The sequence below is a fragment of the Bartonella sp. B30(2025) genome (assembly GCF_053793825.1).
Genome location: NZ_CP200034.1, coordinates 444,241 through 470,814 on the forward strand (window position 1 = coordinate 444,241; position 26,574 = coordinate 470,814).

General features: G+C 33.6%; 25 protein-coding genes. 13 read left to right on the forward strand and 12 right to left on the reverse strand.

From position 1 onward, the window contains the following. Nucleotides 1-82: 82 nt before the first annotated feature. Both rpsI and rplM read right to left on the reverse strand, forming a co-directional pair. A complete protein-coding gene (gene rpsI, locus V4P55_RS01990) occupies nt 83-574 on the reverse strand; it encodes a 30S ribosomal protein S9 (protein ID WP_455474785.1) in 492 nt (163 codons plus the stop codon). 2 nt (nt 575-576) lie between these two features. Next, nucleotides 577-1,041: a 50S ribosomal protein L13 gene (gene rplM, locus V4P55_RS01995; protein ID WP_455474786.1), complete on the reverse strand. Its 465-nt coding sequence runs from the start codon at nt 1,039-1,041 to the stop codon at nt 577-579. Nucleotides 1,042-1,363: 322 nt separating this feature from the next. Between rplM and recJ the strand changes: the two genes are divergently transcribed. Then, complete coding sequence (gene recJ, locus V4P55_RS02000; protein ID WP_455474787.1) at nt 1,364-3,148, forward strand: single-stranded-DNA-specific exonuclease RecJ; 1,785 nt, start codon at nt 1,364-1,366, stop codon at nt 3,146-3,148. A 12-nt stretch (nt 3,149-3,160) separates the two neighbouring features. On the opposite strand, the gene parE is transcribed toward recJ, so the two are convergent. Both parE and lipB read right to left on the reverse strand, forming a co-directional pair. Further along, nucleotides 3,161-5,230: a DNA topoisomerase IV subunit B gene (parE, locus tag V4P55_RS02005; protein WP_455474788.1), complete on the reverse strand. Its 2,070-nt coding sequence runs from the start codon at nt 5,228-5,230 to the stop codon at nt 3,161-3,163. Between the two features lie 66 nt (nt 5,231-5,296). After that, entirely contained in the window at nt 5,297-6,034 is a 738-nt protein-coding gene (gene lipB / locus V4P55_RS02010) for a lipoyl(octanoyl) transferase LipB (protein WP_455474789.1), read from the reverse strand. A gap of 851 nt (nt 6,035-6,885) precedes the next feature. Between lipB and V4P55_RS02015 the strand changes: the two genes are divergently transcribed. The 7 genes from V4P55_RS02015 to V4P55_RS02045 all read left to right on the forward strand — a co-directional run bounded on the left by V4P55_RS02015 (nt 6,886) and on the right by V4P55_RS02045 (nt 14,055). Beyond that, on the forward strand, nt 6,886-7,803 hold the full coding sequence (locus V4P55_RS02015; RefSeq protein WP_455474790.1) for a septal ring lytic transglycosylase RlpA family protein: 918 nt from the start codon (nt 6,886-6,888) through the stop codon (nt 7,801-7,803). A 145-nt stretch (nt 7,804-7,948) separates the two neighbouring features. Then, nucleotides 7,949-9,112 (forward strand): D-alanyl-D-alanine carboxypeptidase family protein, encoded by a 1,164-nt coding sequence (locus tag V4P55_RS02020; protein ID WP_455474791.1) that lies wholly within the window; start codon nt 7,949-7,951, stop codon nt 9,110-9,112. Between the two features lie 28 nt (nt 9,113-9,140). Further along, nucleotides 9,141-9,785 carry a dTMP kinase gene (gene tmk / locus V4P55_RS02025; protein ID WP_455474792.1) on the forward strand — a complete coding sequence of 215 codons (645 nt, stop codon included), beginning with the start codon at nt 9,141-9,143 and terminating at the stop codon, nt 9,783-9,785. Continuing rightward, complete coding sequence (locus tag V4P55_RS02030; RefSeq protein ID WP_455474793.1) at nt 9,782-10,837, forward strand: DNA polymerase III subunit delta'; 1,056 nt, start codon at nt 9,782-9,784, stop codon at nt 10,835-10,837. Before tmk ends, V4P55_RS02030 begins: the two co-directional genes overlap by 4 nt. A 60-nt stretch (nt 10,838-10,897) precedes the next feature. Then, nucleotides 10,898-12,457 (forward strand): methionine--tRNA ligase, encoded by a 1,560-nt coding sequence (metG, locus tag V4P55_RS02035; RefSeq protein WP_455474794.1) that lies wholly within the window; start codon nt 10,898-10,900, stop codon nt 12,455-12,457. After that, the gene (locus tag V4P55_RS02040) at nt 12,447-13,220 is read left to right on the forward strand and encodes a TatD family hydrolase (protein WP_455474795.1); all 774 of its coding nucleotides are present in this window, start codon (nt 12,447-12,449) and stop codon (nt 13,218-13,220) included. The genes metG and V4P55_RS02040 overlap by 11 nt, the downstream gene beginning before the upstream one ends. A 10-nt stretch (nt 13,221-13,230) precedes the next feature. Continuing rightward, nucleotides 13,231-14,055, forward strand: coding sequence for an MBL fold metallo-hydrolase (locus tag V4P55_RS02045; protein WP_455474796.1), 825 nt, complete (start codon nt 13,231-13,233; stop codon nt 14,053-14,055). Between the two features lie 673 nt (nt 14,056-14,728). Here V4P55_RS02045 and V4P55_RS02050 read toward each other — a convergent pair. The 3 genes from V4P55_RS02050 to pcsA are packed head-to-tail and all read right to left on the reverse strand — an operon-like array spanning nt 14,729 to nt 17,014. Next, on the reverse strand, nt 14,729-15,166 hold the full coding sequence (locus tag V4P55_RS02050) for a DUF6163 family protein (protein WP_455474797.1): 438 nt from the start codon (nt 15,164-15,166) through the stop codon (nt 14,729-14,731). Then, nucleotides 15,163-16,209 (reverse strand): enoyl-CoA hydratase/isomerase family protein, encoded by a 1,047-nt coding sequence (locus tag V4P55_RS02055; RefSeq protein WP_455474798.1) that lies wholly within the window; start codon nt 16,207-16,209, stop codon nt 15,163-15,165. Before V4P55_RS02055 ends, V4P55_RS02050 begins: the two co-directional genes overlap by 4 nt. Nucleotides 16,210-16,243: 34 nt before the next feature. Beyond that, nucleotides 16,244-17,014 carry a phosphatidylcholine synthase gene (pcsA, locus tag V4P55_RS02060; RefSeq protein ID WP_455474799.1) on the reverse strand — a complete coding sequence of 257 codons (771 nt, stop codon included), beginning with the start codon at nt 17,012-17,014 and terminating at the stop codon, nt 16,244-16,246. Between the two features lie 279 nt (nt 17,015-17,293). Here pcsA and V4P55_RS02065 point away from each other — a divergent pair, with 279 nt between their 5' ends. The 5 genes from V4P55_RS02065 to sodC all read left to right on the forward strand — a co-directional run bounded on the left by V4P55_RS02065 (nt 17,294) and on the right by sodC (nt 20,729). Then, complete coding sequence (locus tag V4P55_RS02065) at nt 17,294-18,460, forward strand: UbiH/UbiF family hydroxylase (protein ID WP_455475099.1); 1,167 nt, start codon at nt 17,294-17,296, stop codon at nt 18,458-18,460. Nucleotides 18,461-18,472: 12 nt separating this feature from the next. Then, on the forward strand, nt 18,473-18,937 hold the full coding sequence (locus V4P55_RS02070; protein ID WP_455474800.1) for an NUDIX hydrolase: 465 nt from the start codon (nt 18,473-18,475) through the stop codon (nt 18,935-18,937). A gap of 233 nt (nt 18,938-19,170) precedes the next feature. Next, entirely contained in the window at nt 19,171-19,518 is a 348-nt protein-coding gene (locus V4P55_RS02075) for a hypothetical protein (RefSeq protein WP_455474801.1), read from the forward strand. Continuing rightward, nucleotides 19,496-19,819: a hypothetical protein gene (locus V4P55_RS02080; protein WP_455474802.1), complete on the forward strand. Its 324-nt coding sequence runs from the start codon at nt 19,496-19,498 to the stop codon at nt 19,817-19,819. The genes V4P55_RS02075 and V4P55_RS02080 overlap by 23 nt, the downstream gene beginning before the upstream one ends. A 382-nt stretch (nt 19,820-20,201) precedes the next feature. Beyond that, nucleotides 20,202-20,729, forward strand: a complete 528-nt coding sequence (sodC, locus tag V4P55_RS02085) for a superoxide dismutase [Cu-Zn] SodC (protein ID WP_455474803.1) — start codon at nt 20,202-20,204, stop codon at nt 20,727-20,729. 578 nt (nt 20,730-21,307) lie between these two features. Here sodC and V4P55_RS02090 read toward each other — a convergent pair. From V4P55_RS02090 to sufB, 5 genes are read right to left on the reverse strand one after another with little or no spacing between them, the layout of a single operon-like run. After that, entirely contained in the window at nt 21,308-21,709 is a 402-nt protein-coding gene (locus V4P55_RS02090; protein WP_455474804.1) for an SUF system Fe-S cluster assembly protein, read from the reverse strand. Further along, a complete protein-coding gene (locus tag V4P55_RS02095; RefSeq protein WP_455474805.1) occupies nt 21,702-22,946 on the reverse strand; it encodes an aminotransferase class V-fold PLP-dependent enzyme in 1,245 nt (414 codons plus the stop codon). The genes V4P55_RS02090 and V4P55_RS02095 overlap by 8 nt, the downstream gene beginning before the upstream one ends. A 9-nt stretch (nt 22,947-22,955) precedes the next feature. Next, the gene (gene sufD, locus V4P55_RS02100; RefSeq protein ID WP_455474806.1) at nt 22,956-24,224 is read right to left on the reverse strand and encodes a Fe-S cluster assembly protein SufD; all 1,269 of its coding nucleotides are present in this window, start codon (nt 24,222-24,224) and stop codon (nt 22,956-22,958) included. A 13-nt stretch (nt 24,225-24,237) separates the two neighbouring features. Beyond that, nucleotides 24,238-24,993: a Fe-S cluster assembly ATPase SufC gene (gene sufC, locus V4P55_RS02105; RefSeq protein WP_455474807.1), complete on the reverse strand. Its 756-nt coding sequence runs from the start codon at nt 24,991-24,993 to the stop codon at nt 24,238-24,240. 56 nt (nt 24,994-25,049) lie between these two features. Further along, nucleotides 25,050-26,561 carry a Fe-S cluster assembly protein SufB gene (gene sufB, locus V4P55_RS02110; RefSeq protein ID WP_455474808.1) on the reverse strand — a complete coding sequence of 504 codons (1,512 nt, stop codon included), beginning with the start codon at nt 26,559-26,561 and terminating at the stop codon, nt 25,050-25,052. Nucleotides 26,562-26,574 lie beyond the last annotated feature (13 nt).

Here is a 26,574-nt window from a genome sequence, read left to right on the forward strand (position 1 = left end):
GTTTAATAGTTACGATAACATTAAAAAAAACTCCGTTAGAGACGGAGTTTTGTTTTTTAATATAAAAAAAATTGTAATGACATTAACGTTTTGAGAATTGGAAAGAACGACGCGCTTTCGCTTTACCATATTTTTTACGTTCAACAACACGGCTATCACGTGTAAGAAAACCGCCCTTTTTCAAAATTTTATGAAGTTCTGGCTCAAAATAAGCTAAAGCCTTTGAAATACCATGACGTACTGCACCTGCTTGTCCTGAAAGACCACCTCCTGCAACGGTTGCGGTAATATCAAATTGTGTTTCCCTCTGGGTAGCAACTATTGGTTGGCGCAAAATCATCTTAAGAACAGGGCGAGCAAAATATTTATCAAAGTCCTTATTATTTACGGTGATTTTTCCTGATCCTGGTTTAATCCATACGCGTGCAACAGCGTCCTTACGCTTTCCTGTTGCATAGGCGCGTCCTTGTGAATCAATTTTCTGTGTACGGACAAGAGTATTATCTTGGTTAATTTCTGCAATATTTACATTTGTTACTGCGCTGAGTTCAGAAAGAGAATTAATTTCAGCCATAATTAAGCAATCCTTTTGTTTTTGCGGTTTAAAGCACCAACATCAAGAGCTTCGGGCTGTTGTGCCGCATGCGGGTGTTGGCTCCCAGCATAAACACGTAGATTTTTTAATTGACGGCGACCAAGTGGTCCACGAGGAATCATGCGCTCTACAGCTTTTTCAATAATGCGTTCAGGAAAACGGCTTTCAAGAATTTGACGAGCTGTACGCTCTTTAATTCCACCAATATATCCGGTATGCCAATAATATTTTTTATCTGTGTATTTCTTACCGGTAAGAGCTATTTTGTCTGCATTGATTACAATAACATTGTCACCATCATCAACATGTGGTGTAAACGTAGCTTTATGTTTGCCACGTAAGCGGTTTGCAACAAACGCGGCAAGACGACCTAAAACAAGGCTCTCTGCGTCAATAATAACCCATTTTTTCACCACTTCAGTTGGCTTTTGTGAAAAAGTTGCCATAGAAGTATCCTTTATTACAACCCTTTAAATATAAGGGTATTCTTGTTTTTGCATTGAAATTGCTATTAAGTTAAACTTTTTGCATTGGAATTTATTTTCAAGCAAAACATTTAACACCTATTCACTGTTCTGATATAATGTCTTTTAATTTACGTCAAGAGAAAATAAAAACTGATAAAACAATACTTTAAAAGATAGGTATTATAATACTTCAGGTTTTAATAATTTATACATATTAAGCTACAATAGATATAGGTACAAAATTGCTTATCATTAATCTATTGATTGTATTTTCTTTTTTTTCATTGTAAAATGAACATTAATGCAGCAGTCTCGTTATTTCCTTAATGTTGAATCTTCTGCTTGTGGTCAGGCGTGGGTGGATGCTCTTGATACTCAAGGGATGAATAACGCTCGCGCTATTTCTCAAAAATTCGGTTTCCCTGATCAACTAGCTCGCGTTCTCGCTGCGAGGGATGTAGATGAAACTGAGGCTGTGACATTTATTAATCCAACATTACGTGCTTTAATGCCTGATCCAAAAAGCTTTATGGATATGGAATGCGCAGCAGAGCGTATAATTAAAGCTATTATAAATAAGGAAAAAATTGCTGTTTTTGGTGATTATGATGTTGATGGTGCCTGTTCATCAGCAATTATAGCGCGTTTTTTACGTTATTTTGGTATAGAAGTAAAAATTTACATTCCTGATCGTATTGTTGAAGGATATGGACCCAATGAACAAGCAATGAGAATGTTAGTGCAAGAGGGAGCACGTCTCATTATTACTGTTGATTGTGGTGCGAATAGTCCAGATGCAATAAAGGCAGTGCGACTTGCGGGGGGTGATGTTGTTATTTTAGATCATCACCAAATGACAGAGGTTCATCAAGAAGCTATTGCTTTGGTTAATCCTAATCGTCCTGATGATTTTTCTGGACAAGGACATTTATGTGCTGCTGGTGTTGTATTTATTACACTAGCGTGGGTTAATCATTTATTGCGAAGAAAAAAATATAAAGGGGAGCTTCCTGACCTTTTAAGTATGCTTGATCTTGTTGCTTTAGCTACTGTATGTGATGTGGTTCCGTTGCAAGGTGTTAATCGCGCATTTGTGGTTAAAGGTCTTCAAGTGGCACGTTCCATGCATAACCCTGGGATTGCGGCTTTAACGAAGATTGCGCGTATAAGTGAACCGCTTAATAGTTTTCATTTGGGTTTTTTACTAGGTCCTAGAATTAATGCTGGAGGACGTATTGGGAATCAAGCTTTAGGAGCACAATTGCTTAGCTGTGACGATAAAGAGGAATCTGAAAAAATAGCAGAACAGTTAAATCAGCTTAATCAAGAGCGCCAAAAAATGGAAGAGGTACAATTAATGCAAGCGGAAGCTTACATTGATTCCCTTTATAAAGATAAACAAACATTGTCATCGCTTGTGATTGCTCACAAAGAATGGCATCCAGGAATTGTTGGTATTCTTGCTTCTCGTTTGAAAGAACGCTTTTTTTGTCCTGTTTTTGCAATTGCTTTAAAACCAGATGGAAGTGGAACAGGTTCAGGACGATCAATTAGTGGAATAGATTTAGGAGCGCTTGTTCGTGAAGCTGTTACATTAAATTTATTGGAAAATGGGGGTGGGCATACTATGGCAGCAGGTGTTACAATTAAAGAGACAAAAGTAGAGATTTTTCGAGAGTGGTTAGAAGAAAAAGTTTCGTTAATAGTCTCGCAGTTACGCATTAAAAAGTCTCTTAGTATTGATGGTTGTCTTTCTGCTTTCGGTGCTAACAAAGAGCTTTTTGATATGGTTGAAAAAGCAGGTCCCTTTGGTTCGGGGAATAATACTCCTGTTTTTGTTTTTCCTTCTCATCGATTAGTTAATTTATGTGAGGTTGGAAAGGGGCATCTCCGTCTTGTTATTTCTAATATCGAAGGTAATAAACTGCAAGGGATAGCTTTTCGAGCAGTGGGAACGCCGCTTGGTCGTTTTCTTTCCGAAAATATGGGCGAAATGATTCATTTTGCTGGTAATATTAGTTTAAATTATTGGAATGGAACTATTAATCCACAGTTACGAGTTATTGATGCTGCGGCAGTAGTTTGAAAAATTTTTCTATCAGATATTGAGATTAGAAGCAAAAGTAGAGTTTTCTTGTATAAACTTAAATCGTGCTTCTGGTTTAGTTCCCATTAAATTTTCTACTGTCTCTTTAGTTTCTTGCATTTGGATTGAATCAACAGAAATACGTAAAAGCGTGCGTTTTTGAGGGTGCATGGTTGTTTCTTTGAGCTGTTCAGCGCGCATTTCACCAAGTCCTTTAAAACGTCCAATTTCGATTTTGGCTTTTCCTGTAAACTCAGTTTTTAATAACTCATCTTTATGAGTATCATCGCGTGCATAAGCAACTTTTCCTCCTTGTGATATTCTGTAAAGAGGAGGGACAGCAAGATACAAATGTCCTTGACGAATCAGGTCAGGCATTTCTTGAAAAAAGAAGGTGATGAGGAGTGAAGCAATATGGGCGCCATCAACATCTGCATCTGTCATAATAATAACGCGTTCATATCTAAGGTCTTCTTCACGATATTTAGAACGTGTTCCACATCCAAGGGCAAGTATAAGATCTTTAATTGTTTGGCTTGAGCTCATTTTTTCATGTGCTGCACTGGCTACATTTAGAATTTTTCCACGAAGGGGTAAGATAGCTTGATTTGTTCTGTTTCGTGCTTGTTTAGCAGAACCACCAGCAGAGTCACCTTCAACAATAAATAATTCAGCACCAGAAGCAGAGCTTTGACTACAATCTGCTAATTTACCGGGCAAACGCAATTTACGTACAGCCGTTTTTCTATTAATTTCTTTATCTTGACGTCGTTTAACTCGTTCTTCAGCACGTTCAACAATCCAATCAAGCAGTTTGGTTGATTCTTGAGGAGAATTTGTCAACCAATGATCAAAAGAATCGCGTATTGCATTTTCAACAATACGTTGCGCTTCTATTGTTGAGAGCCGATCTTTGGTTTGTCCAACAAATTCAGGTTCTTTGAGAAAAACTGAAAGTATTGCAACTGTTGAAGCCATAACATCATCAGATGTGATGATCGACGCACGCTTGTTTCCTATTAATTCAGCATAGGATTTTAATCCGCGTAAAAGAGCTTGTCGAAGTCCTAATTCGTGTGTTCCACCTTCTCTGGTAGGAATAGTATTGCAATAAGATTGTACGCAAGAATCTCCATTATGCCAAGCTACCGCCCATTCTACTAAGCCATGCCCATCGCGTTGTTTTGTTTTGCCAGAAAAAATTTCTGATGTTATTTGTTCTTCATTTTTTAATGATGATCGTAAATAATCCTTAAGTCCATCTGGAAAATAAAAAACAGCTTTTTCTGGAATATTTTTCGCGTTTTTAAGTACAGTAAGATCACAATTCCAGCGAATTTTTACTCCACCAAAAAGATAAGCTTTAGAACGCGTCATTTTATAAATTATTTCTGGATCAAAAGCAGCTTTTTCTCCAAAAATTTTATGATCAGGATGAAAACGAACTCTTGTTCCACGGCGATTATAGACATCGCCTAAATCTTCCAATCCAGATTGAGGAATACCACGTGAAAATCGTTGTCGATAAAGCTTGCGATCCCGCGCTACTTCAACTTCCATATCATCAGATAAAGCATTGACAACAGAAATTCCTACTCCATGTAGCCCTCCAGCTGTTTGATACACCTTCCCATCAAATTTCCCACCTGAATGTAGTTGTGTCATAATGACTTCAAGCGTAGACTTTTCAGGCATTTGAGGATGATTTTCAACAGGAATACCGCGCCCATTATCCGTAACTGTTAAATAACCATTTTTATCTAATGATACATCAATTAAATCTGCATAACCAGCCACGGCTTCGTCCATTGCATTGTCGATAATTTCGGCAAATAGGTGATGAAGTGCTTTGCTATCTGTTCCACCTATATACATTCCAGGGCGCAAACGTACAGGTTCTAAGCCTTCCAGAACCCGAATAGAGTGAGCATTATATTCATCTTTTGATGTATCTTTTTTTGAGGAGGTTTCTCCTAGGTTTATAGGTGCGTTCATTGAAGTTTGTGAATTTTTTTCTTTTACGTTTATCCGAGATTGAGCACTGTCTAAAACACTAAAAAGATCTTTATTATTATCGCTCATGGCGCTTAATCATCATCCCTATTAAAATAAATCTTATGCCTGTGTTTTATTGAAAAATCAATGTATTTAGGAAACATCAATTGTTAGACCAAAAATTTCTTCAAATATGTTTTTGAGAGCAATATCAATATTACGCATTGTTATGGGAAAACCTAAATCAACAAGGCTGGTTACACCATGATTTGCAATTCCACAAGGAACAATACCTGAATAATGTGTCAAATTAGGATTAACATTTATAGAAATTCCATGAAAGCTTACCCATTTGCGTACACGTATGCCAATAGCAGCAATTTTATCTTCACGAAAAATACTATTTTGTGCAGATAGGTCATTCGATCGTTTAATCCATACACCCACTCGGTCTTCACGGCGTTCACCTTTAATATTAAACTTCGCAAGCACTTGTATAATCCATTCTTCTAATGCACTAATAAAAGCGCGAATGTCTTGTTTTCGACGTTTAAGGTCAAGCATAATATAAAGAATACGTTGTCCTGGTCCATGGTATGTAAATTCGCCGCCACGACCAGCTTCATAAACAGGAAATAAGTCAGGGATTAAAAGATCTTTTTTATTTGCACTTGTACCAGCTGTATAGAGGGGAGGGTGTTCAAGAAGCCAAATTTGTTCGCGTGCGGATTTCATAATAATATTCTCCACACGTTCTTGCATATAACGCAGTGCTTCAGGATATTCGATCAAATTGTGACTCACTTTCCATTCAACTGGTGAATTATCGTGAATTGCTTTAAAATGATATGGTAAGTGGTCACGATCAATATGTTTTGGTTTAAATGTCATTAGCAAATTTATATGAGCATGAAGCTTATGTTGTAATTAATAAAAATAGCTGCAAAATATAATGTATAAAACATTTTATTAAAATTGAGATAAAGTGGCAATGGGGTTTAGTTTTAAAAAGTTAGTCATACCCAAATAGGTAGCTAATTTTACTATTTTTTTGTAGTATTACTACTTCTAAATTTTTTTATCTAAATTTAAGAAGTATTTATTAAGTTTTTTTGATAATAATCTTTACTATTCATCTTTCAATAAAGAGATAAAAATGCAGAAATAAGATTTATTTAGAGATATTTTTGTAAATATTACTTTAAAAAACATTATAAAAATGATTCAATTTAAAAAAGCCGATGTAATTGATATTTATTTTGAGATTTTAAAAACAGAATGAATATAAATCTATTATGTATCACTCTATTATTATACGTGATATGCATGCTTTTATAAACAAAATTTATAAGATTCAAATCTTTACAAGCAATTGTTAAATAATGAGGCGTAAAATTTTATAAAATGATAAATATTATTATTTAACTTTTAGTTTTTTCTATTCTTTTTACGTTCAATAACATAATTTATTGCTGTTTGTGTACAACAAATATACTTATTCACAGTTTATATTATCGTATTGATTTCTTTATATTTAAAATCATTTTAATGCTTCATTAGATAGCATTTATTTTTTTACATGTGATGAAAAAGTTAACATTATGTTAATTTTATGATAAAAGGCAGAATTTAAACATACCGTAAATCCTGAACAAGGATAATTTATGACAAAATTTTTATTTCGTATGAAAATACGATTTTTTTATTAAATAAGTAGTGAATATAAATCATCAGGATGATAAATGCCTAATAATAAAAAACAAAATGGTTTCCAAAAACAGAATGGTTCCATTGTCGAATTAATCTCTAAAGTTGTTTTTATAATAGCTGTTTCTCAGTTATTGATATCCTGTAGTACAAGCAAATTCGCAAAGTTTACAGTAAAAAATTCAGATCATAATAGAATAGAAAAAGAAGTAACAGATGTTTCTCTCCCTAAAAAAGTTTTAAAAAAGCAAGAGAAACTGCAACAGAATAAACTGAAAAAAGAGGGTAGTGGATATGCTACTGTTGGAAAACCTTATCAAATAAAAGGGAAGTGGTATTATCCTAAAAATGATCCAACTTATAAACGTGTTGGAGAAGCATCATGGTATGGTTCATATTTTCATGGGCGCTTAACTGCAAATGGTGAAATTTATGATATGAATCTTTTAACAGCCGCTCATCCTACAATGCCTTTACCTAGTTATGCGCGTGTTACTAACTTAGAAAATGGAGCTTCTCTTATTGTTAGAGTAAATGATCGTGGTCCATTTATGAAAGATAGAATCATTGATTTATCAAAACAAGCCGCAACGATACTTGGTTATGTTAATCTAGGGGTGACAAATGTAAAAGTAGAATATATTTCTTCCGCACCTATTGGTTATTATGATGGCGCATATTTAATGGCTTCATATACTATTCAAAATCCAGACTCACTATTAGCGTTGGCAGATAGTTCAGGTAAAAAAGAAGATGTTGCGTTAGAAAAATTCGATTTTGATACCCAAAAAGAGTTAGTCAAAGTTGAAATGAAACAAAAACTCTTGAATAAATTTTTTTCAATAAAGTTGCCAGATATTGGTCCTATTTTAGTTAATAAGCCTGTAGCATTTGATCAGGTAGCTTTTGTAAATGAGAAAAATAAAAAAATAAACACAAGCTGGTTTCAATGATCTTAAGGAACCCGGGATTAGTTTTTTATTATATAAAAGCGACTCTTGTTTTGTAAAAAAGCGACACGTCTTTTTTATATAAGAAAGTTCTTTAAGAAAATTATTTTATGCTGATTCTTTAGATATGGGAGGGGAAGGATTAGCTATGAGCACGACATTAAGGGTTTTGTTTATTTTATTTTTAATATTAACGTCATCTGAGCAGGGAAGAGCAAAAAATTTTCAGACTTCAGCCTCTCAATTATTGTTTCTAGATGATGATACAGGCACAATTCTTTTTGAAAAAAATAGTGATGTTGCTTTTTTTCCTGCATCATTAGCAAAATTAATGACGGCTGAAGTTGTATTTCATCAATTAAAAGAAGGACTCTTAACCAGCGCACAAACATTTAAAGTGAGTGAAAATGCTTGGCGCAAGGGTGGAGCACCTTCCGGTACGACGACTATGTTTGCGAAAGTAAAAACAGAAATTAGTGTTTCTGATCTTTTGCATGGTTTGATTATTATCAATGCAAATGATGCGGCTATTACTTTGGCTGAAGGGATAGCAGGAAGCGAGGCTGATTTTGCAAAATTGATGAATCAGCGCGCTAAGATACTTGGGTTATCACATAGCCATTTTGTCAATGCGACAGGTCTTCCTGAGGATGGGCAGTTCGTAACGTTACGAGATATGATAACATTAGTGCATCACATCATTTATGAATATTCCGATTATTATGCGCTTTATCGTGAACCTCATTTTACTTGGAATAAAATTTTTCAACGTAATAAAAATCCTCTTATCGCTAAAAAAATTGGTGTAGAAGGCTTTGGCTTTGGTTATAGCGAAGAAGAAGGATTTGCAATGGTTGTTTCCACCTGTATGAATCATCGGCGCCTTTTTTTAGCAATAAATGGTTTACAAGATGGTAAAGGACGTACAAAAGAAGTAGAACGTATTCTTGAATGGGGAAGGACAACTTTTGATTTTAAAACAATTTTTACAAAAGGGGAAGTAGTTGGTCATGCTTTTGTTTATGGCGGATCGCAGAATTTTGTTCCGTTAATTGTCAAAGAACCGATAAGTTTTATGCTTTCGAATGAAAAAGAAAGTAATGTTAAAGTAAAAATTAAATATCATGGTCCATTAAAAGCCCCTATTGTTTCAGGACAACCTGTTGGTACTATTCAAGTTTTAGAAAATGAAAAAATTATTTTTAAAAAGCCAGTTTTTGCTGGGGATAATATTCGAAAAGGAACTTTCTTTGCAAAAGTAAAAGATGCACTGTATGAAGTGACAATTGGATGGTTAAGAAAATATTTTTAAATATGCTAAAATAAGGTTAGGTTCATACGTGTCAGGTTGTTTCATTACATTTGAAGGGGGAGAAGGAGTAGGAAAAACAACGCAAATTTCTTTACTTAGTCAGTATCTCTGTAACAAGGGGTATGATGTTATTACAACGCGAGAACCAGGAGGAACAGCGGGAGCAGAAGCAATACGCCATGTTTTATTAACGGGTCAGGCACAACATTACGGACCTTTAATGGAAGCAGTTTTATTAACTGCAGCACGTGCTGATCATGTTGCTGAAGTCATCGTACCTTCTTTGCAAAAAGGTAAAATTATTTTATGCGACCGCTTTATTGATTCTACACGTGTTTATCAAGGTCTCAATGAGAAGATAAGTCATTGCACCCTTTCAGTTTTAGAAAATATTGCTATAAATGAGATGATACCTCATTTAACATTTTTGCTCGATATGCCCGCAATATGCGGTATAAAGCGTGCCAATTTACGAAGAAAAAAAACAGAAACAATTGATTATTTTGAAAAAGACGAATTAAAGATCCAAGAACAAAGACGTCAGGCTTTTCTTCAATTAGCAAAACAAGAATCTCATCGATTTCATGTAATTGATGCGACAGGTACAGTGGAAGCTATTGCACATCAAATAAAAGATATTTGTCACCAAAAGATATTGGACTGTTTTCCATGAGTGATGTAAATTTTTTACGCCAATATGATGATATAGATACAATTTTGTCGTCATCACAAAATAATATTATCTTTGGTCATGAGGATGTTCGTCATTTTTTGATGCAAATGTTTGAAAAAGAGCGTTTACATCATGCGTTATTATTTGAAGGAGAGTACGGAATTGGAAAGGCCACGTTGGCTTTTCATTTTGCTTGGAATATTTTAAGTTCTCAAAAGAGTCACTTTTGGCAACCAGAACCCAATTCAATAATATGGCGCCAAATTACACAAGGCAGTCATCCTAATTTTTTACATATCTCACGTCGCTTTGATTTAAAAACACAAAAATTTAAAGCAAATATATCTATTGACGATATTCGTGATGTTATTCATTTTTTAAATCAAACGGTGCAAAATAATGGATGGCGCATTGTTATTATTGATTCTGCAGATGATATGAACAGAAACGCTGCTAACGCAATTCTCAAAACGCTTGAAGAGCCTCCTGCAAAGACTTTATTTATTATTATCACGCACTCTTCTGGACAATTGCTTCCAACAATCCGCTCACGGTGCCAACAGATTTCTTTGCAACCATTGCGCAATGATGAAGTCAAACAGGTTATTACACATGTTTTTTCTAATAAAAACAATATTGATGAAGAAACTGTTAAAATGATTGTTCAAAAATCTAAAGGAAATCCTAGAAAAGCTGCTTTACTTATTTGTCATTGTGGATTTGAAATTATTAAAACTATCGATTCTCTTTTAGAGAAACCTGTATATAACATAACTATCGCGCATCATCTTGCTCAAACATTATCCTCTTCTACTTCAGGAATTCAATTCCAACAATTTTGTGATGAGATTCTTGATAAAATTCAAAAAGTAGCTATCATGTTTGGTGAAATGGGAAATCTTACTCTTTCAAAAAAGTATGCGCAAGCATGGCAGGAAATTCATCAAGAAATAGGGGAAATACAATTATTAAATCTTGATAAAAAGCAATTTGTTATTAATCTGCTTTTTAAAGTGCATAAGATATTTCAAGAAAGTAAGCTTTTTCCGTGACAATGTGATTGACAGACGTTATGTCATTATAACTTCTATGGCGTTTACAACGAGTATGACATGCGTGACACATATTATATAACTACTCCAATTTTTTACCCTAATGGCGCTCCACATATTGGACATGCTTATAGTGCAATTGCAAGCGATGCTTTAGCTCGCTTTTATCGATTAGATGGAAAAGATGTTTTTTTTCTTTCTGGTACGGATGAGCATGGTTTAAAAATGCAACAAACAGCAGAGGCATCAGGTGTAACCCCTCAACAACTTGCAGATCGTAACAGTGCTGTGTTTAAGGAAATGCTTACGGCATTAAATTGCTCTAATGATGACTTTATTCGCACGACAGAAGAACGGCATTACCAAGCTTGTCAAGAAATTTGGAAAAAGATGGAAGCCAACGGTGACATTTATCTTGGCCGTTATAGTGGTTGGTACTCAGTTCGTCAGGAAGCTTATTATGAGGAGAAGGATACTGAAATTGGAGAGGATAATGTTCGCCGTGAAAAAGAATTAGGATCTCCAGTTGAATGGAACGAGGAGGAAAGCTACTTTTTTAGACTCTCTCGTTATGAAGATGCTCTCCTTGAATATTATAAAAAACATCCTGATTTTATCGCTCCTGCTGAACGGCGCAATGAAGTTATAAGCTTTATAAAATCGGGTTTAAAAGATGTTTCTATTTCACGGACAAGCTTTAATTGGGGAATCTCTGTTCCAAATAATCCCAAACATGTGATGTACGTTTGGGTTGATGCACTCACAAACTATTTATCAGCAATTGGCTTTTTTGATAAAAATTCAAAAAATCATGACTTTTGGCCTGCCAATCTTCATATCATTGGTAAGGACATTATTCGTTTCCATGCAGTTTATTGGCCAGCATTTTTAATGTCTGCTGGAATTGAATTGCCTAAGCGCATTTTTGCACATGGTTTTTTACTTAACCGTGGTGCAAAAATGTCAAAATCTGTAGGGAATGTTATCGATCCTTTTGAAATGATAGATCGTTATGGTCTTGATCAGGTGCGTTATTTTCTCCTTCGTGAAGTAGCGTTTGGGCAAGATGGCAGTTATAGTCATGATCATTTTGTGAATCGTATCAATGCAGATCTTGCTAATGATCTTGGTAATTTAGCACAACGCTCTTTATCTATGATCACTAAAAATTGTGATGCAAAAGTTCCTGTACCAACAGGATTTTTAGCTCAAGATGAACAACTTTTGGAGCAATCTCTTCAAGTACTTGAAAATGTACGTCAAGCTATGTGTTTTCAAAAAATGCATTTAGCACTTTCAGCGATTTTTTCAGTTATAGCAGATGCTAATCGTTATTTTGCCAATGAACAACCTTGGAATTTACGAAAAAATGATCCAGAAAGATTCTTTACGGTTCTTTATGTAACCGTAGAAGTTTTGCGGCGAATAGGAATTATGTTGTTACCTTTTATACCACAATCAGCAAGCAAACTACTTGATAGTCTTGCAATTTCTAAAGAAGATAGATTATTGTATCATGTAAGAAATTCGAAGATGCAGGAAGGTTGTGAGCTTCCATTACCAGAACCAATTTTCCCCCGTTATACTTTTCAGAAAGAGGATATCCATCGTGCTGATTGATACGCATTGTCATCTTGATTTTGATAGTATTAAACAAGATTTGAATGGTGTTATTCAACGCGCTTTAAATGCTGACGTTAAACGTATGATAACAGTTTCAACACGTGTTAGCGAATTGGATAAGCTTTTAGCAATTACACAAGCTCATGATAACGTTTTTTGTTCTGTTGGAATCCATCCTAATCACTCTCATGAAGAACAAAATATTAAAAATGAAGACCTTATTCGTCTGTCAACACATCCTAAAATTGTTGCATTTGGAGAAACAGGTCTTGATTATTATTATGAATATTCTTCACCAAAGGAGCAACAGAAAAGTTTTTTAGAACATATTATAGCTTCTAGAGAAACGCAGTTGCCTCTTATCATTCATTCGCGTAATGCTGATACAGATATGGAGCAAATATTACGCGAACAAATGAAAGAGGGGAGTTTTCCATTCGTGTTTCATTGTTACTCATCTGGAATGCATCTTGCTCGTGTTGGTATTGAATTAGGTGGTTATATATCTTTTTCGGGCATTCTTACTTTTAAAAATGCTTCTGAAGTTCGTGAAATAGCAAAAATTGTGCCTCATGAACGTTTATTAATTGAAACAGATGCACCATTTTTAGCTCCTATTCCTTATCGAGGTAAAACAAATGAGCCTTCTTTTATGCGTTATACAGCAGCTACTTTAGCTGAAACTCTCGGCTTAAAGATTGAAGAAATAGCTCAAATAACGACGAAAAATGCTTTTCACTTATTTAACAAAATGAAATAAGGCAAGAGGTATGAGTGATCGGTACCGATTTACAATATTAGGTTGTGGTCCTTCTGCGGGAGTTCCACGCCCTAATGGTGATTGGGGAGTTTGTGATCCTAATAATTCTAAAAATAAACGTTATCGAAGTTCTTTATTAGTAGAACGTATTCATTCATCAGGAAAAAAAACAATCCTTGTGATTGATACTGGCCCAGACTTTAGATCACAAATGATAGATGGATGTGTGAAACATATTGATGCAGTTCTCTATACGCATTTTCACGCAGATCATATTCATGGTATAGATGATTTACGTAGCTATGCCCTTACACAAAAAGGTTTGATAGATATTTATGCAGATGCGCCTACAATAGAGCATTTAAACAATGCTTTTGGATATTGTTTTCAAACACCTAATAATTCGCTTTATACACCCATTTTAAAAGCAAATCTTATCAATGAAGATAGCCAGTTTATAATTCAGGGACAGGGAGGGGCAATAACTGTCAGTACGCATTTACAATTTCATGGTGCCATTCATTCTTTAGGATTTCGTATTGGCAATGTTGCTTATTGTACAGATGTAAGTGAATTTCCGGAAAAAACATTAGTAAAATTAATGAACTTGGATATTTTAATTATTGAAGCGCTTCAATTTGAACCTCATAAAAGTCATTTTTCAGTTGATCAAGCTTTACAATGGATAAAATATTTAAAGCCAAAGAAAGCCATATTAACACATATGGATAAATCGCTCGATTATAATGAACTTGTAAAATATATTCCAGTATATGTTACTCCTGCATATCAAGGGCTTACTTTTGAAACAGCTATATCTGTTGATACTTATTAGAATATTAAATCAATTTAAAGTATGATTTTGTTCTTATAAAAATATTATTATTTCAATAAGTTTTTATGTATTTATTTCATGTTATTATTAATAATATTTAAACAAAAATTATGCAAATACTATAAGTTTTTTTATGATTTATAATAGGTAAAATATTTAAAATTATTTCAGTAATTTTGTTTATTTATTTGAATTACTTCTTATTATTTTTTATTTTTCAAACAATATTTTAATTATAAAAGATAGATGTCAAATTATTGACATATTTTTGTTACAAAAGTGATGTCTGTGACAAAAATGTGAAAATGTGTACGAAATAAGTCTAATTAAAGATTTTTTCTTTGCTCTAATCACATTCATATTATCGCATAATATATATTATGGAATATTTTTAATAGAAAGGATATGTATTATAATGTTAATAGCATCATTTTTTGGAACATTGGCATCATTAATATGGATTTTCTCAGCAAAAGCTACCAGTAGTTTGGACTTATGGTGGGTTCCATTTTGTTAAAAAAATTCTATTCTATTATTAGATATAAAGGTTTTACAATAATTTAGGAAGTCTGACGACATTATTTTCCTATTGAGAAAGTTTTACGACATTAAGAAAGTTATATAATTTTATTAAAAGCTTCGAGCTAAAATTATTAGCTCGAAGCTTTTCAATTTAATAATTAGTTATAGTATCAGGATCATTATTTTTTTTTAAAAAAAGTATTATACTTTGTAAAAGTATAAAAATTAAAAATAATATTCCATGTAATAATAACGTAAATAGTTCATAGATAGAATGAGAATACAAGTTCGTTATTACTAATGTTTCTGTTAAAGCTGCAATGCACCATAATACAATCCCCCACGGTGAATACATCCAAAGTCCGAGTAATGCGATGGGATAAACAACAGCTAATGTTCCAGATAAAAATTGCCACTGCCATGGCATAAGATCAAAACGCCAGAGAACTCCAGAAAAAACACCAACAAGACGCAACCAATAAAGAATGCTCAAACTCAAACAAATGAGCGCCAAAAAACGTAAATAAAAATTATAAATTAATAGAAATATATTGATTTTTGAAATCTGTTTTTGAGGGCGATTTATCAAAATAATAATTCTCGTTCAACGGGTTGAAAATAAACATCAATCATTTCGTCTGTTACATCTGCGAGTTTATCTGGATGCCATTTAGGTGTCTTATCTTTGTCTATTAACATTGCGCGTATACCTTCACAAAAATCATGTGAATTAATCATATGATGTGCGATGCGATTTTCAATTTGCATACACTCTTCTAAAGTTTTGCATGAATTTTTCTTCATTTGCTTCCAGATAATTTTTAAACTTGTTGGGGAACGTGACTGTAAAATATCATAACATTTTTTAGCGAATAAAACTCCTTCCTTACTTTTTTTATAAAGTAATTCTAAACATTCTTCTAATGTATTTGCACTAAAACACGCATTTATTATACAGCGCATTTTGTGATTTGTTTCATACTTTTTTTCGATTGTTTTTTCTTTTAAAGCTAAAATAGGATTTCCTTGTTCAATAATAGTATTTTTAATGCTATTTAGTTCGGATTCAGGAACCGCATGCGTTGCTAATCCTAAATTTAAACAATCTCCCCATTTTATGCTTATGCCTGTTAAAGCAAGATAAACACCAAAAAAATCAGGAAGAGGTGGTAAAAAAAAGCTTGCACCAACATCTGGAAAAAAACCAATAGCACTTTCTGGCATAGCAAGAATTGCATTTTCTGTAACAATTCTGTGTGAGCCATATATAGAAATACCTACCCCTCCTCCCATACAAATACCATTTAAGAAAGAAACATAAGGTTTTGGAAAATGTTTAATGTAAGCGTTTAAGCGATATTTATCACTAAAATACTGATAAGAAGAGGGAGTTTCTCTCATATGATAAATTTCGACAACATCCCCGCCTGCACAAAAAGCACGTCCCTCTCCTTCGACTAATATACAAGAAATATCATCATCTTTTTCCCATGCCTTAAGAGCATTTCGAAAAGCAAAAACCATTTGATGATTAAAAGCATTTAAGACAGAAGGACGTGTTAACTTTATAAGACCAGCTCGTCCCTCCTTCATAAAAGAAATATAACCATTTGCTCCAAAATCAATTTGCATTTTAAAACTATCTTAAAGTACTAATTTATTATTTTTAATGACTTTTTGGTGCTCCTAATTTAGGCAATAGCTGCATGATAGCACCAATACAATATATATAAATACCAGTTACTGAAATTCCTAATTTTACCCAATACGGAACATTGAGTTGGTAAAAAAATGCAATACCACCAAAAAAACACCATAAAAGAAAAATTGAAAAATTCATCTTCCGTAAACGGATGACCCTTACTGGATGAATAAAATAAATTGGTAAAAAAGATATAATTGCAGATAAGACAATAATGGTAAAACTTATCCACTCTTCTGGTTTTACAACAAAAAGCGTAAAAATCATCATATTCCAAACAACGGGAAACCCTTTAAAGAAGTTCTCTTTAGTTTTCATTCCTGTATCAGCATAATAAATAGCTGATGAAATAACAATGATAGCACTAAGTAAAAATGATAATCTTGGACCCACAAAACCACTTTGATAAAGTGCAAATGCTGGAATTAAAACATAAGTTACATAATCAATAATGTTATCTAACAATTCTCCAGACCATGTTGGAAGTACGTATTTAACATCAAGTTTACGCGCAATTGGTCCGTCAATACCATCAACGAGAAGTGCAAGCCCTAGCCAAAAAAACATAGCAGTCCACTCTTTTTCAGATGCAGATATAAGAGAAAGAAATGCTAAAAATGAACCCGAAGCTGTTAACAAATGAACAGAAAATGCCTTCGCTTGGGGCATTGTTACTTTTTTCTGACGTAGCAGATCCGCTTTTTTTTTGATTTTCTTTGCCAATTTACGTTTCAAAATTTTTTATCCTCGATTCTAAAAGTCGCCACTCATTTTGCAATATACTATTCCCCTCAATTTTATGGTATGATTCATCAGTAAAAAAAACACAAAAAGATCACTTTTCCATATCGCGTTATTTATTAAATAGTGTAACAGAAATAATTTACATAATAAAAATGGTTATTCGTTTGGAAACATAAAAATGGTTAAAAAAATTAAAAGGTTCAAGTTATTGTGGCGTTGAAAAGAGATAAATGCAAAGATATTGTTGTCGTTGGTGCGGGTCCAGTAGGGATGTTAGCAGCACTTGGTCTTGCATACAAAGGGTACTCAGTTTTTCTCATTGGTCCACTGCCCCACGCAGATGAGTTGCGAACAACAGCTCTTATGATGCCTGCAATTAATATGTTAAAAAAAATGAATATTTGGGATATTCTCAAAAAACATGCTGCGGCTTTATCTTTTATAAAAATCATAGATATTACATCTAGGATTGTGCGTGCTCCTAGTGTAAATTTTTGTTCTGCTGAAATTGGAGAGGAAGCTTTTGGTTATAATATACCTAATGTAAAATTAAATAAAATTTTATGTGATTTTGTTTCAAATACAACTAATATTACAAGGTTTGTCTCTTCAGCAAAGTTTTTTGATCATAAAGAAGATCATATATGTATTACTCTTGCGGATGGAAACATCATTCAAGCACCACTTGTTATCGCTGCTGATGGACGTCACTCTCCAACGCGTTCAGCAGCTGGCATAGGAGTAAAACAGTGGAATTATTCACAGACAGCATTAGTTTTAAATTTTTCACATGATTTTTCTCATCAAAATACCTCGATTGAATTTCATACAGAAAGTGGTCCATTTACACAAGTTCCGCTTCAAGGGCATAAATCAGGGCTTGTATGGGTTGTTACTCCTTCCAGAGCTAAAGAATTATTGAATTTGGAGCCAAGAGAAATTGAAAAAATAATTGAAGAACAAATGCAGTCAATTCTTGGCCGTTTAACTCTAGAATCATCAATTCAAGCATGGCCTCTTTCAGGACTGATTTCTCATTGTTTTGCTACTAATCGAACAATTTTAGTCGGTGAGTCTGCACATGTTATTCCTCCTATTGGGGCACAAGGATTAAATTTAGGATTTAGTGATGTTAAAACTTTGATGGATGTTGTTCCTAATCAAGTATCTGATTTAAATATTAAAATGATTATTGCGCATTATAATCGATGTCGTAAACCTGATATATATATTCGAAGCGGTTCCGTTCATACGCTCAACTATGCTTTACTCTCTAATATATTTCCTGTTCATATTATGCGAAGCATTGGATTAGGATTATTACGTGATTGCTCGCCGTTACGTAATTTTTTTATGAGAGAAGGTATGCATCCTGGTTATGGATTTAAAAAAATTATGCATACATTTTCAACCAAATTGTCTAAAACATTATATTAATATGATGAGCAAATGAATGGTAACGACATAGCTTACAATAAACATATTTTTTTAAGCGATGGACGTTTTTTGCAAGTTGGTGCAATGATTTATCGCATAAAAAATGAAAGTCTTGAATTTCTTCTTATTACCAGTAGAAGATCTGGTCGGTGGATTATACCAAAGGGTTGGCCAGTTCCCAACAAATCTTTTGCACAAGCAGCATTACAAGAGGCTTTTGAAGAAGCCGGCATACGCGGTATTATTGAGACATCTCCTATCGGTACGTATGAATATGAAAAATCAGATTTATTGATAGCAAAAAATAAAAAAATCTGTGTTTATGTTTTTGCTGTGCTTCACTTATATCAAGAAGAAAAATGGACTGAGAAAAGTCAACGTACATATGAATGGGTTTCTGCATCAGAAGCGATAAGGCGTGTAAAAGAACCACAACTCAAAGAACTATTTTTGCATTATAAACCGTCTGGTAGGTAATATTTGCACAATGTACTATTTTTTGAGATCATTTTTTCATGAGTAAAAAGAAAGACTACTTTATTACAATTTCAATAATAAAATAGTTTTAATGAATTGAAATTAAAAAAGAACTTCATTGTTAAGGATAAAATAAAAAATAAAATATATTGGGAACCAGTAAGAAATACAACAGTTAAATTAGCATACGAGGTGAATGCTTAAAAGCATCTTTTTAAAGAGATGGTGATGAGGTGAAATCAAATAAAAATTTAAGATCAAATATTTTTCTTATAATAATAACTGTATATATTTCATCTACAACTACAAATTCAATAGGAGAAGTTTTCCGTGGTTCTTATTGTCAAATGTTCGAGAATGTTACGACACAAGACATAAGCAAGCCGGGAAAAAATTCATTTACTGTTTCGCAAATTAAAAATTATCTTAAGCAAAATGGTTTTAGTAATATTAAACGATTACGTTTAGACGATAAAGGAATTTGGCGTGCTTTAGTAGAATTTAAAAAATGCCATTTTCTCATATCAGTTGACTATTCTGGAGCAATTCATATTCAAAATGAAAGTAATAGGTATGATTGATTTTAAAACTTATAAAAATGTTGATTTAAAGATATGTAAGAAAACCTTTTGTAAAAAGATTTGCCATTCTATTAAGGAGCTTGCGTTAATCGGCGGTTTAAACGGTAGTGTATCAGGTGCGATTGCAGCGGTTCTTGCTGCTTATGGCTATATAGCACTTCCAGGATTTGGACCAATTATTGCAATGGGTGTAGGAATAGCATCCCTTATTGGTATAATAATTGGAGCAACAATAGGATCAATAATGGGCATTCTTGTTGGTATGTGTTGCGTTTTCATAGAAACTTTATACGTATCATGATTTTGTTTATAAATTTTGTGTGCAAGCATATAACTAGTAGTTATATATTACTATTTTAACAATCTGAATGATTATAATTGAATGTTATAAATATTTTTTATTTATTTTATACATAAAAAAATTTTTATCTAAAAATGCGTTTTTAAAAAATATATGCTCACTCAATCATGAAAATTACATTATTCATAAATAAAAAACATCATCATACGATATTAACATTTATAAAAAAGTTTTTAAAAGTTTAAAGTATATTTTTTAAAGTTGCATTTGCCTAAAATAAATATCGCCTTATTTAATAAAAAATAATATAATAAAATCATTATATTAAGTATAAACTTCATATTAAATATTTTTATATAAAAATAAGTGCAAAAGGTGATGTATGAATAAGTTTTTCCTCCTTTTTTTATTTTCATTTGCGCTTTTAAATTATGTTACTTCTGCATTAGCAGCAACAACTCAAGTAACAATTTACAAGCTAGAAAAAAATGACGTAAAAGAACCTATAGGTATAATAAAAATTGAAGAAAATGCACATGGTTTGATTTTCACACCAAATTTATCTACTCTTCCAGAGGGCTTGCATGGTTTTCATGTACACATGAACCCTTCATGTGATATGAAAGACGGTATGATTGGTGGCGCTGCAGGAGCGCATTATGATCCCCAAAATACTAATAAACATCTTGGTCCTTATAATATTAACGGACACCTTGGTGATCTACCTGCGCTTTATGTTGATGAAAATGGGCATGCAACAATGAGTGTTCTTGCACCACGAATTAAAAAAATTTCTGAAATTCAAGGTCGTTCATTAATGATCCATGTAGGAGGAGACAATAACTCAGATAAACCACTACCTCTTGGTGGAGGTGGCGCGCGTTTAGCATGCGGTATTATTGCAGGATAAATCTAAAACCAGAGTAAACTGTAGAAACTGTTCAATTCTTCTACAGTTTATTCATGAGTGTAATGATTTATCATATCCCTTTGCAACTTATTATAAATTTTTTTGTTTCATTTTCTGAAAAAATTTTATCTCAAAAATTATTTAAATCTTCTGGTTGTATAAAATATTTTAAAAGCATTTATTTTTATCTATAATTCATTGAAAAAGTTTACTTTTTTATATACATGGGCTCGTATAAGGTATTGCTATTTTTATTGAATTGATTGCTTTTGAAATATAATGCTTAATGTGACCTAATCTTTTTATTATTGAAATTAATTTTCTTCATCTCCCCTATTTTGTTGTCTTTTTTAAGAAAATTTATGATTTTTGCTAGTTTTTTTATATTAAAAATACGTTTTATAATGAAAAACACAAATGAGTTAACTACTAGATTTGGTATCTAAATAAGCTTTTTTCAATTTAATAAATTTAAATTTTGTTTACTAAAATCCATACAATCATTTTTTATGATTTAAATGCTCACATAAAAAAGCACTTTATTCACGAATAAGAAAATTAAATTTTTTAGTAGTATTTTAATACCACCCAATCGCAACTTGTGCTTCTTCTGACATACAGTCAGGTGTCCATGGTGGATCAAATGTCATAGTTACTTCTACATGCAAAACACCTTCCACTGCACTTACAGCATCTTCTACCCATCTTGGCATTTGACCTGCTACAGGACATCCTGGAGCTGTAAGGGTCATTTCAATCTTTACAGAACGGTCATCTTCAATATCAATACGGTAAATGAGACCTAATTCATAAATATCTGCAGGAATTTCTGGATCGTAGACTGTTTTAAGAGCAGCAATAATATCATCTGTCATGCGTTCAATTTCAGCTGCTGGAATTGCTGATATATAAGATTGTTTTTCTTCACTGTTATTTCTATCAGCTTCAACAGGATCATACGTTTTAACTAATTTATCCATTAAAAAATGTCCTTGCTTTTTCTAATGCTTCCGCTAGCTGATCAATATCTTCATAATTATTGTACATGGCTAATGATGCACGACAAATAGATGTTAAACCAAAATGTTGTAATAAGGGTTGTGCACAATGCGTTCCCGCACGAATAGCAACGCCTTGCCTATCGATAAACATAGCGACATCATGAGCATGAATACCTTCAATGTCAAAAGATATAATGGCTCCTTTATGAGGAGAACAGCCATAGATACGCAATGATTTAATAGTTTCAAGTTTTTTATGCGCATATTCTAAAAGTGCTGTTTCATGTGCATGGATAGCATTTCTATCTTTTTCTTGTATATAATCAATAGCAGTAGCCAAACCAATAGCTTCAACTATAGGAGGAGTTCCTGCTTCAAAACGAAATGGAGGAGCATTATAAGAAACTTTTTCAGTAGTGACATCTTCAATCATTTCTCCTCCTCCTTGAAAAGGGTGCATCTCCTCTAAACGATGTTCCTTACCATAGAGAACGCCAATTCCTGTGGGGCCATATAGCTTATGACCAGTAAAAACATACCAATCACAATCAAGATTTTGTACATCAACTGTTAAATGTACAGCTCCTTGCGAACCATCAACAAGAACAGGAATAGCATTTTGATGAGCGAGCTCAACAATCTCTTTAACAGCGGGGACAGTTCCTAATATATTAGACATATGAGTAATAGCAACAAGTTTGGTTTTTTTACTCAATGCTTTTTGGAAATCTTCAATGTGCAAATCACCATTTGCATCAACTGGGACAAAAACAAGCTTTACGCCTTTTCGTTCACGAATAAAATGCCAAGGAATAATATTTGAATGATGCTCCATAATGGTGAGGACAATTTCGTCACCTTCATTTAATTTAAACATACCCCAACCATAAGCAACTGTATTAATCGCTTCCGTTGCATTTTTTGTAAAGACGATTTCTTTAGTTGTTCGAGCATTTAAAAAAGTACGAATTTTTTCACGAGCGTCTTCATAAGATTGAGTAATGGTGTTTGATAAAAAATGTACTCCTCGATGGACATTGGCATAATGATATCGATATAAATCATTCATAGTGTCAAGTACAACTTGTGGTTTTTGAGCAGATGCGCCACTATCTAGATATGCTAACCGTTTGCCATAAACATTGCATTGTAAAATAGGAAAATCACAGCGAATTTCGTCTACATTATAACTTAATGCTGGTAGATTATTTTCCATATCGTGGCCTTAAATATTCTCTTTTAACCATAGAACAATAATTCCATCAAGGATGGCTCGAATCTTATCTTGTTTAACATCATCAATTAATTCTGAAACGAACCCCTTAATCAAAAGTTCTTGAGCAATTTTGAAAGGAATACCACGTGCCATAAGGTAAAAAAGCTGATCATGATTAATTTTTGCAACAGTCGCACCATGACCACATGCAACATCATCAGCAAAAATCTCCAATTCAGGCTTTGCATTAAATTCTGCAGCGTCTGAAAGGATAAGACTATTACATGCCATACGAGCATCTGTTTTTTGAGCTTGTTGAGCCACACGTATCATTCCTTGAAAAACACCATGTGCTTCATCTGTAACAACATTGCGAATAACTTCTGTTGAAGTTGAGTGTTCTGCAATGTGACGAACTGTCATTGTAAAATCACTATGTGTTTTTTTAGACAATAAATTGATGACTCGTAATTGAAAATTTCCACCTTCTTCTTGTAATGCAATATCAAGCTCTTGACGATTCAATTCACTGCCTATGTTAATCACATAAAGAGATAATTGGGCATTTTTTCCAAGCGTAGCACGGAATTGACCAAACTGTGTAGAATTTATTCCTCTATCTCTAATAAGAAACCACGTTACATCACTATAATCTGCTACATGTAAGGAAAATACTGAACTGACAAAAGTATCTTCATCGTTACCGATTTGACGCTCGATAATGACAGCTTGGCTATTTTTACCAACCCGAATCTCTGAAAAAATATGTGATTGTCCGCCGTTTTGAATATTTTGTAATTCAATAGGAACATCTAATTTCATATTTTCTGGGATTTGCAGCAGCCAACCATCCGTAACAAAAGCTGTATTCAATTGTCCAATAAAATCTTCGTCAGCAACGGTTGGGTCTATCTGCGTACAATTCTTTTCCAATGCATTTGCAAGAGGTTCTGCTGAAATATCGGATGTTTCTGGTTTTGTAAGCGTTTTACCGTTTTCAGTAGAAAATACGATGTTTTCCGGAAGTAATGCGTCAACTAATTGGGCATTATTAATTTTTGAAAAATGACTAACAGATTTTAATAAAACACGTAGATTAGTGTAATGCCAATTTTCTATTTTACGTGTAGGGAGTCGCATTTTTTGAAATATGTCAATAGCCTCTTTACGTATTGCACGCATTGTTCCATTTCCAGGTAAATCATCAATACGTTGATTAAAATTATTTATAATGTCTGTTTCAACTGCTATCAATTGTTGTTGTGAGTTCATGTGCATGTTCAAAATGACCTCAAGCTGCTGTACCGATAATATCAGCATATCCATTTTGTTCCAAATATAATGCCAATGATTTATCTCCGCTTTTAATAATACGCCCTTTATGAAGAACATGCACTGTGTCAGGAACTATGTAATCAAGAAGACGCTGATAGTGCGTTATGAGCAAAAATGATCGTTTTAAATCACGAAGTTTATTAACGCCATCTGCGACGATTTTTAGCGCATCAATATCAAGACCAGAGTCTGTTTCATCTAAAATACAAAGTTTAGGCTCGAGCAGAGCCATTTGAAGAATTTCAGCTCGTTTTTTTTCTCCCCCTGAAAAACCAACATTTAAAGGACGTTTAAGCATAGACATATCTATATCAAGTTTAGAAGAAATCTCTTTAACACGTTTCATAAATTCAGGAGTTTTAAGCTCTTCATCGCCACGCGCTTTACGTTGAGAGTTTATCGCGACTTTTAAAAATTCCATTGTTGCGACACCAGGAATTTCCATGGGGTATTGAAAGGCAAGAAAAATGCCAAATGCAGCACGCTCTGCTGGATCCATTTCTAAAAGCGATTGTCCATTGTAAAGGATATCACCTTCGGTTACTTCATAATCATTATGACCAGCAAGTAAATAAGATAAAGTAGATTTTCCAGCTCCATTTTGTCCCATAATCGCGGCAACTTCACCATCTTGGATAGTTAAATTTAAACCGCGAATGATTTCAGTATCAGTTTCAGCAATACGGGCATGCAAATGTTTAATTTCTAACATAATTTAATCCTATTCCTGCAGCTGATTTCAGCATATTACTTTAAATCGATAGACAATTAACCAACGCTACCTTCAAGGCTGATACCGATGAGCTTTTGCGCTTCAATAGCAAATTCCATTGGAAGTTTTTGAATGACTTCTTTTACAAAACCATTCACAATTAGTGCAATAGCTTCTTCTTCAGGAATTCCCCGTTGCATAACATAAAAAAGCTGATCGTCAGATATTTTTGATGTTGTTGCCTCATGTTCAAACTGAGCTGTTGCATTTTTTGCTTCAATGTACGGTACGGTATGTGCACCACAATCATTACCAATTAATAGACTATCACATTGTGTAAAATTTCGAGCGTTTTGCGCTTTCCGATATGCAGCAACTTGTCCACGATAAGTATTATTTGAAAATCCTGCAGAGATACCTTTAGAAATAATGCGACTTGATGTATTCTTTCCTAAATGTATCATTTTTGTACCGGAATCAATTTGTTGATGACCATTTGCAACAGCAATAGAATAAAATTCACCGCGTGAATTATCACCCCGTAGTAAGCAAGATGGGTATTTCCAAGTAATTGCAGAACCTGTTTCAATTTGGGTCCATGAAATTTTAGAATTATCCCCTCGACAATCGCCCCGTTTAGTCACAAAATTATAAATACCCCCCTTTCCTTCTTTGTCACCAGGATACCAATTTTGTACTGTTGAGTATTTAATTTCTGCATTTTTTAATGCGATAAGTTCAACAACAGCCGCATGGAGTTGGTTTTCATCACGCTGAGGTGCGGTACAGCCTTCAAGATAAGAAACGTAAGAATCTTCATCCGCAACAATTAATGTTCGTTCAAATTGGCCTGTATTACGTTCATTAATTCTAAAATAGGTAGAAAGCTCCATGGGACAACGAACGCCTTTAGGAATATAAACAAAAGAGCCATCTGTAAAAACAGCTGCATTTAAAGCAGCATAATAATTATCAGAAACTGGTACAACTGTTCCTAAATATTCTTTAACGAGATCAGGATACTGAGCAATCGCTTCTGAAATAGAACAAAAAATGATACCAGCACGTGCTAATTCTTTTTTAAATGTTGTAACAACAGAAACAGAATCAAAAACTGCATCGACAGCTACTCGTCCTGAGGCATAAATATTATCATCAGGATTAGAAGGATCACTCTGTTTTCTTACGCCTGCTAAAATTTCTTGCTCTTTAAGAGGGATACCAAGTTTTTCATAAGTCGCTAATAATTCGGGATCAACTTCCTCTAGAGATTTTGGTCCCGTATGATTTTTAGGAGCTGCATAATAATAAAGTTCTTGGAAATCAATTTTGGGATATTGAATACGCGCCCAATGCGGCTCTTCCATGGTAAGCCAACGGCGAAAAGCTTGTAAACGCCACATCAACATCCACTCAGGCTCATGTTTTTTTGTCGAAATAAATCGAATAATATTTTCATTCAATCCTTTAGGAGCTTTATCTGTTTCAATATGGGTTTCAAAACCATATTTATACTGATCAACATCTATTTCATGTACCTGGCGTATTGTTTCCTGTACTGCCGGCATTAGCATTCTCCAT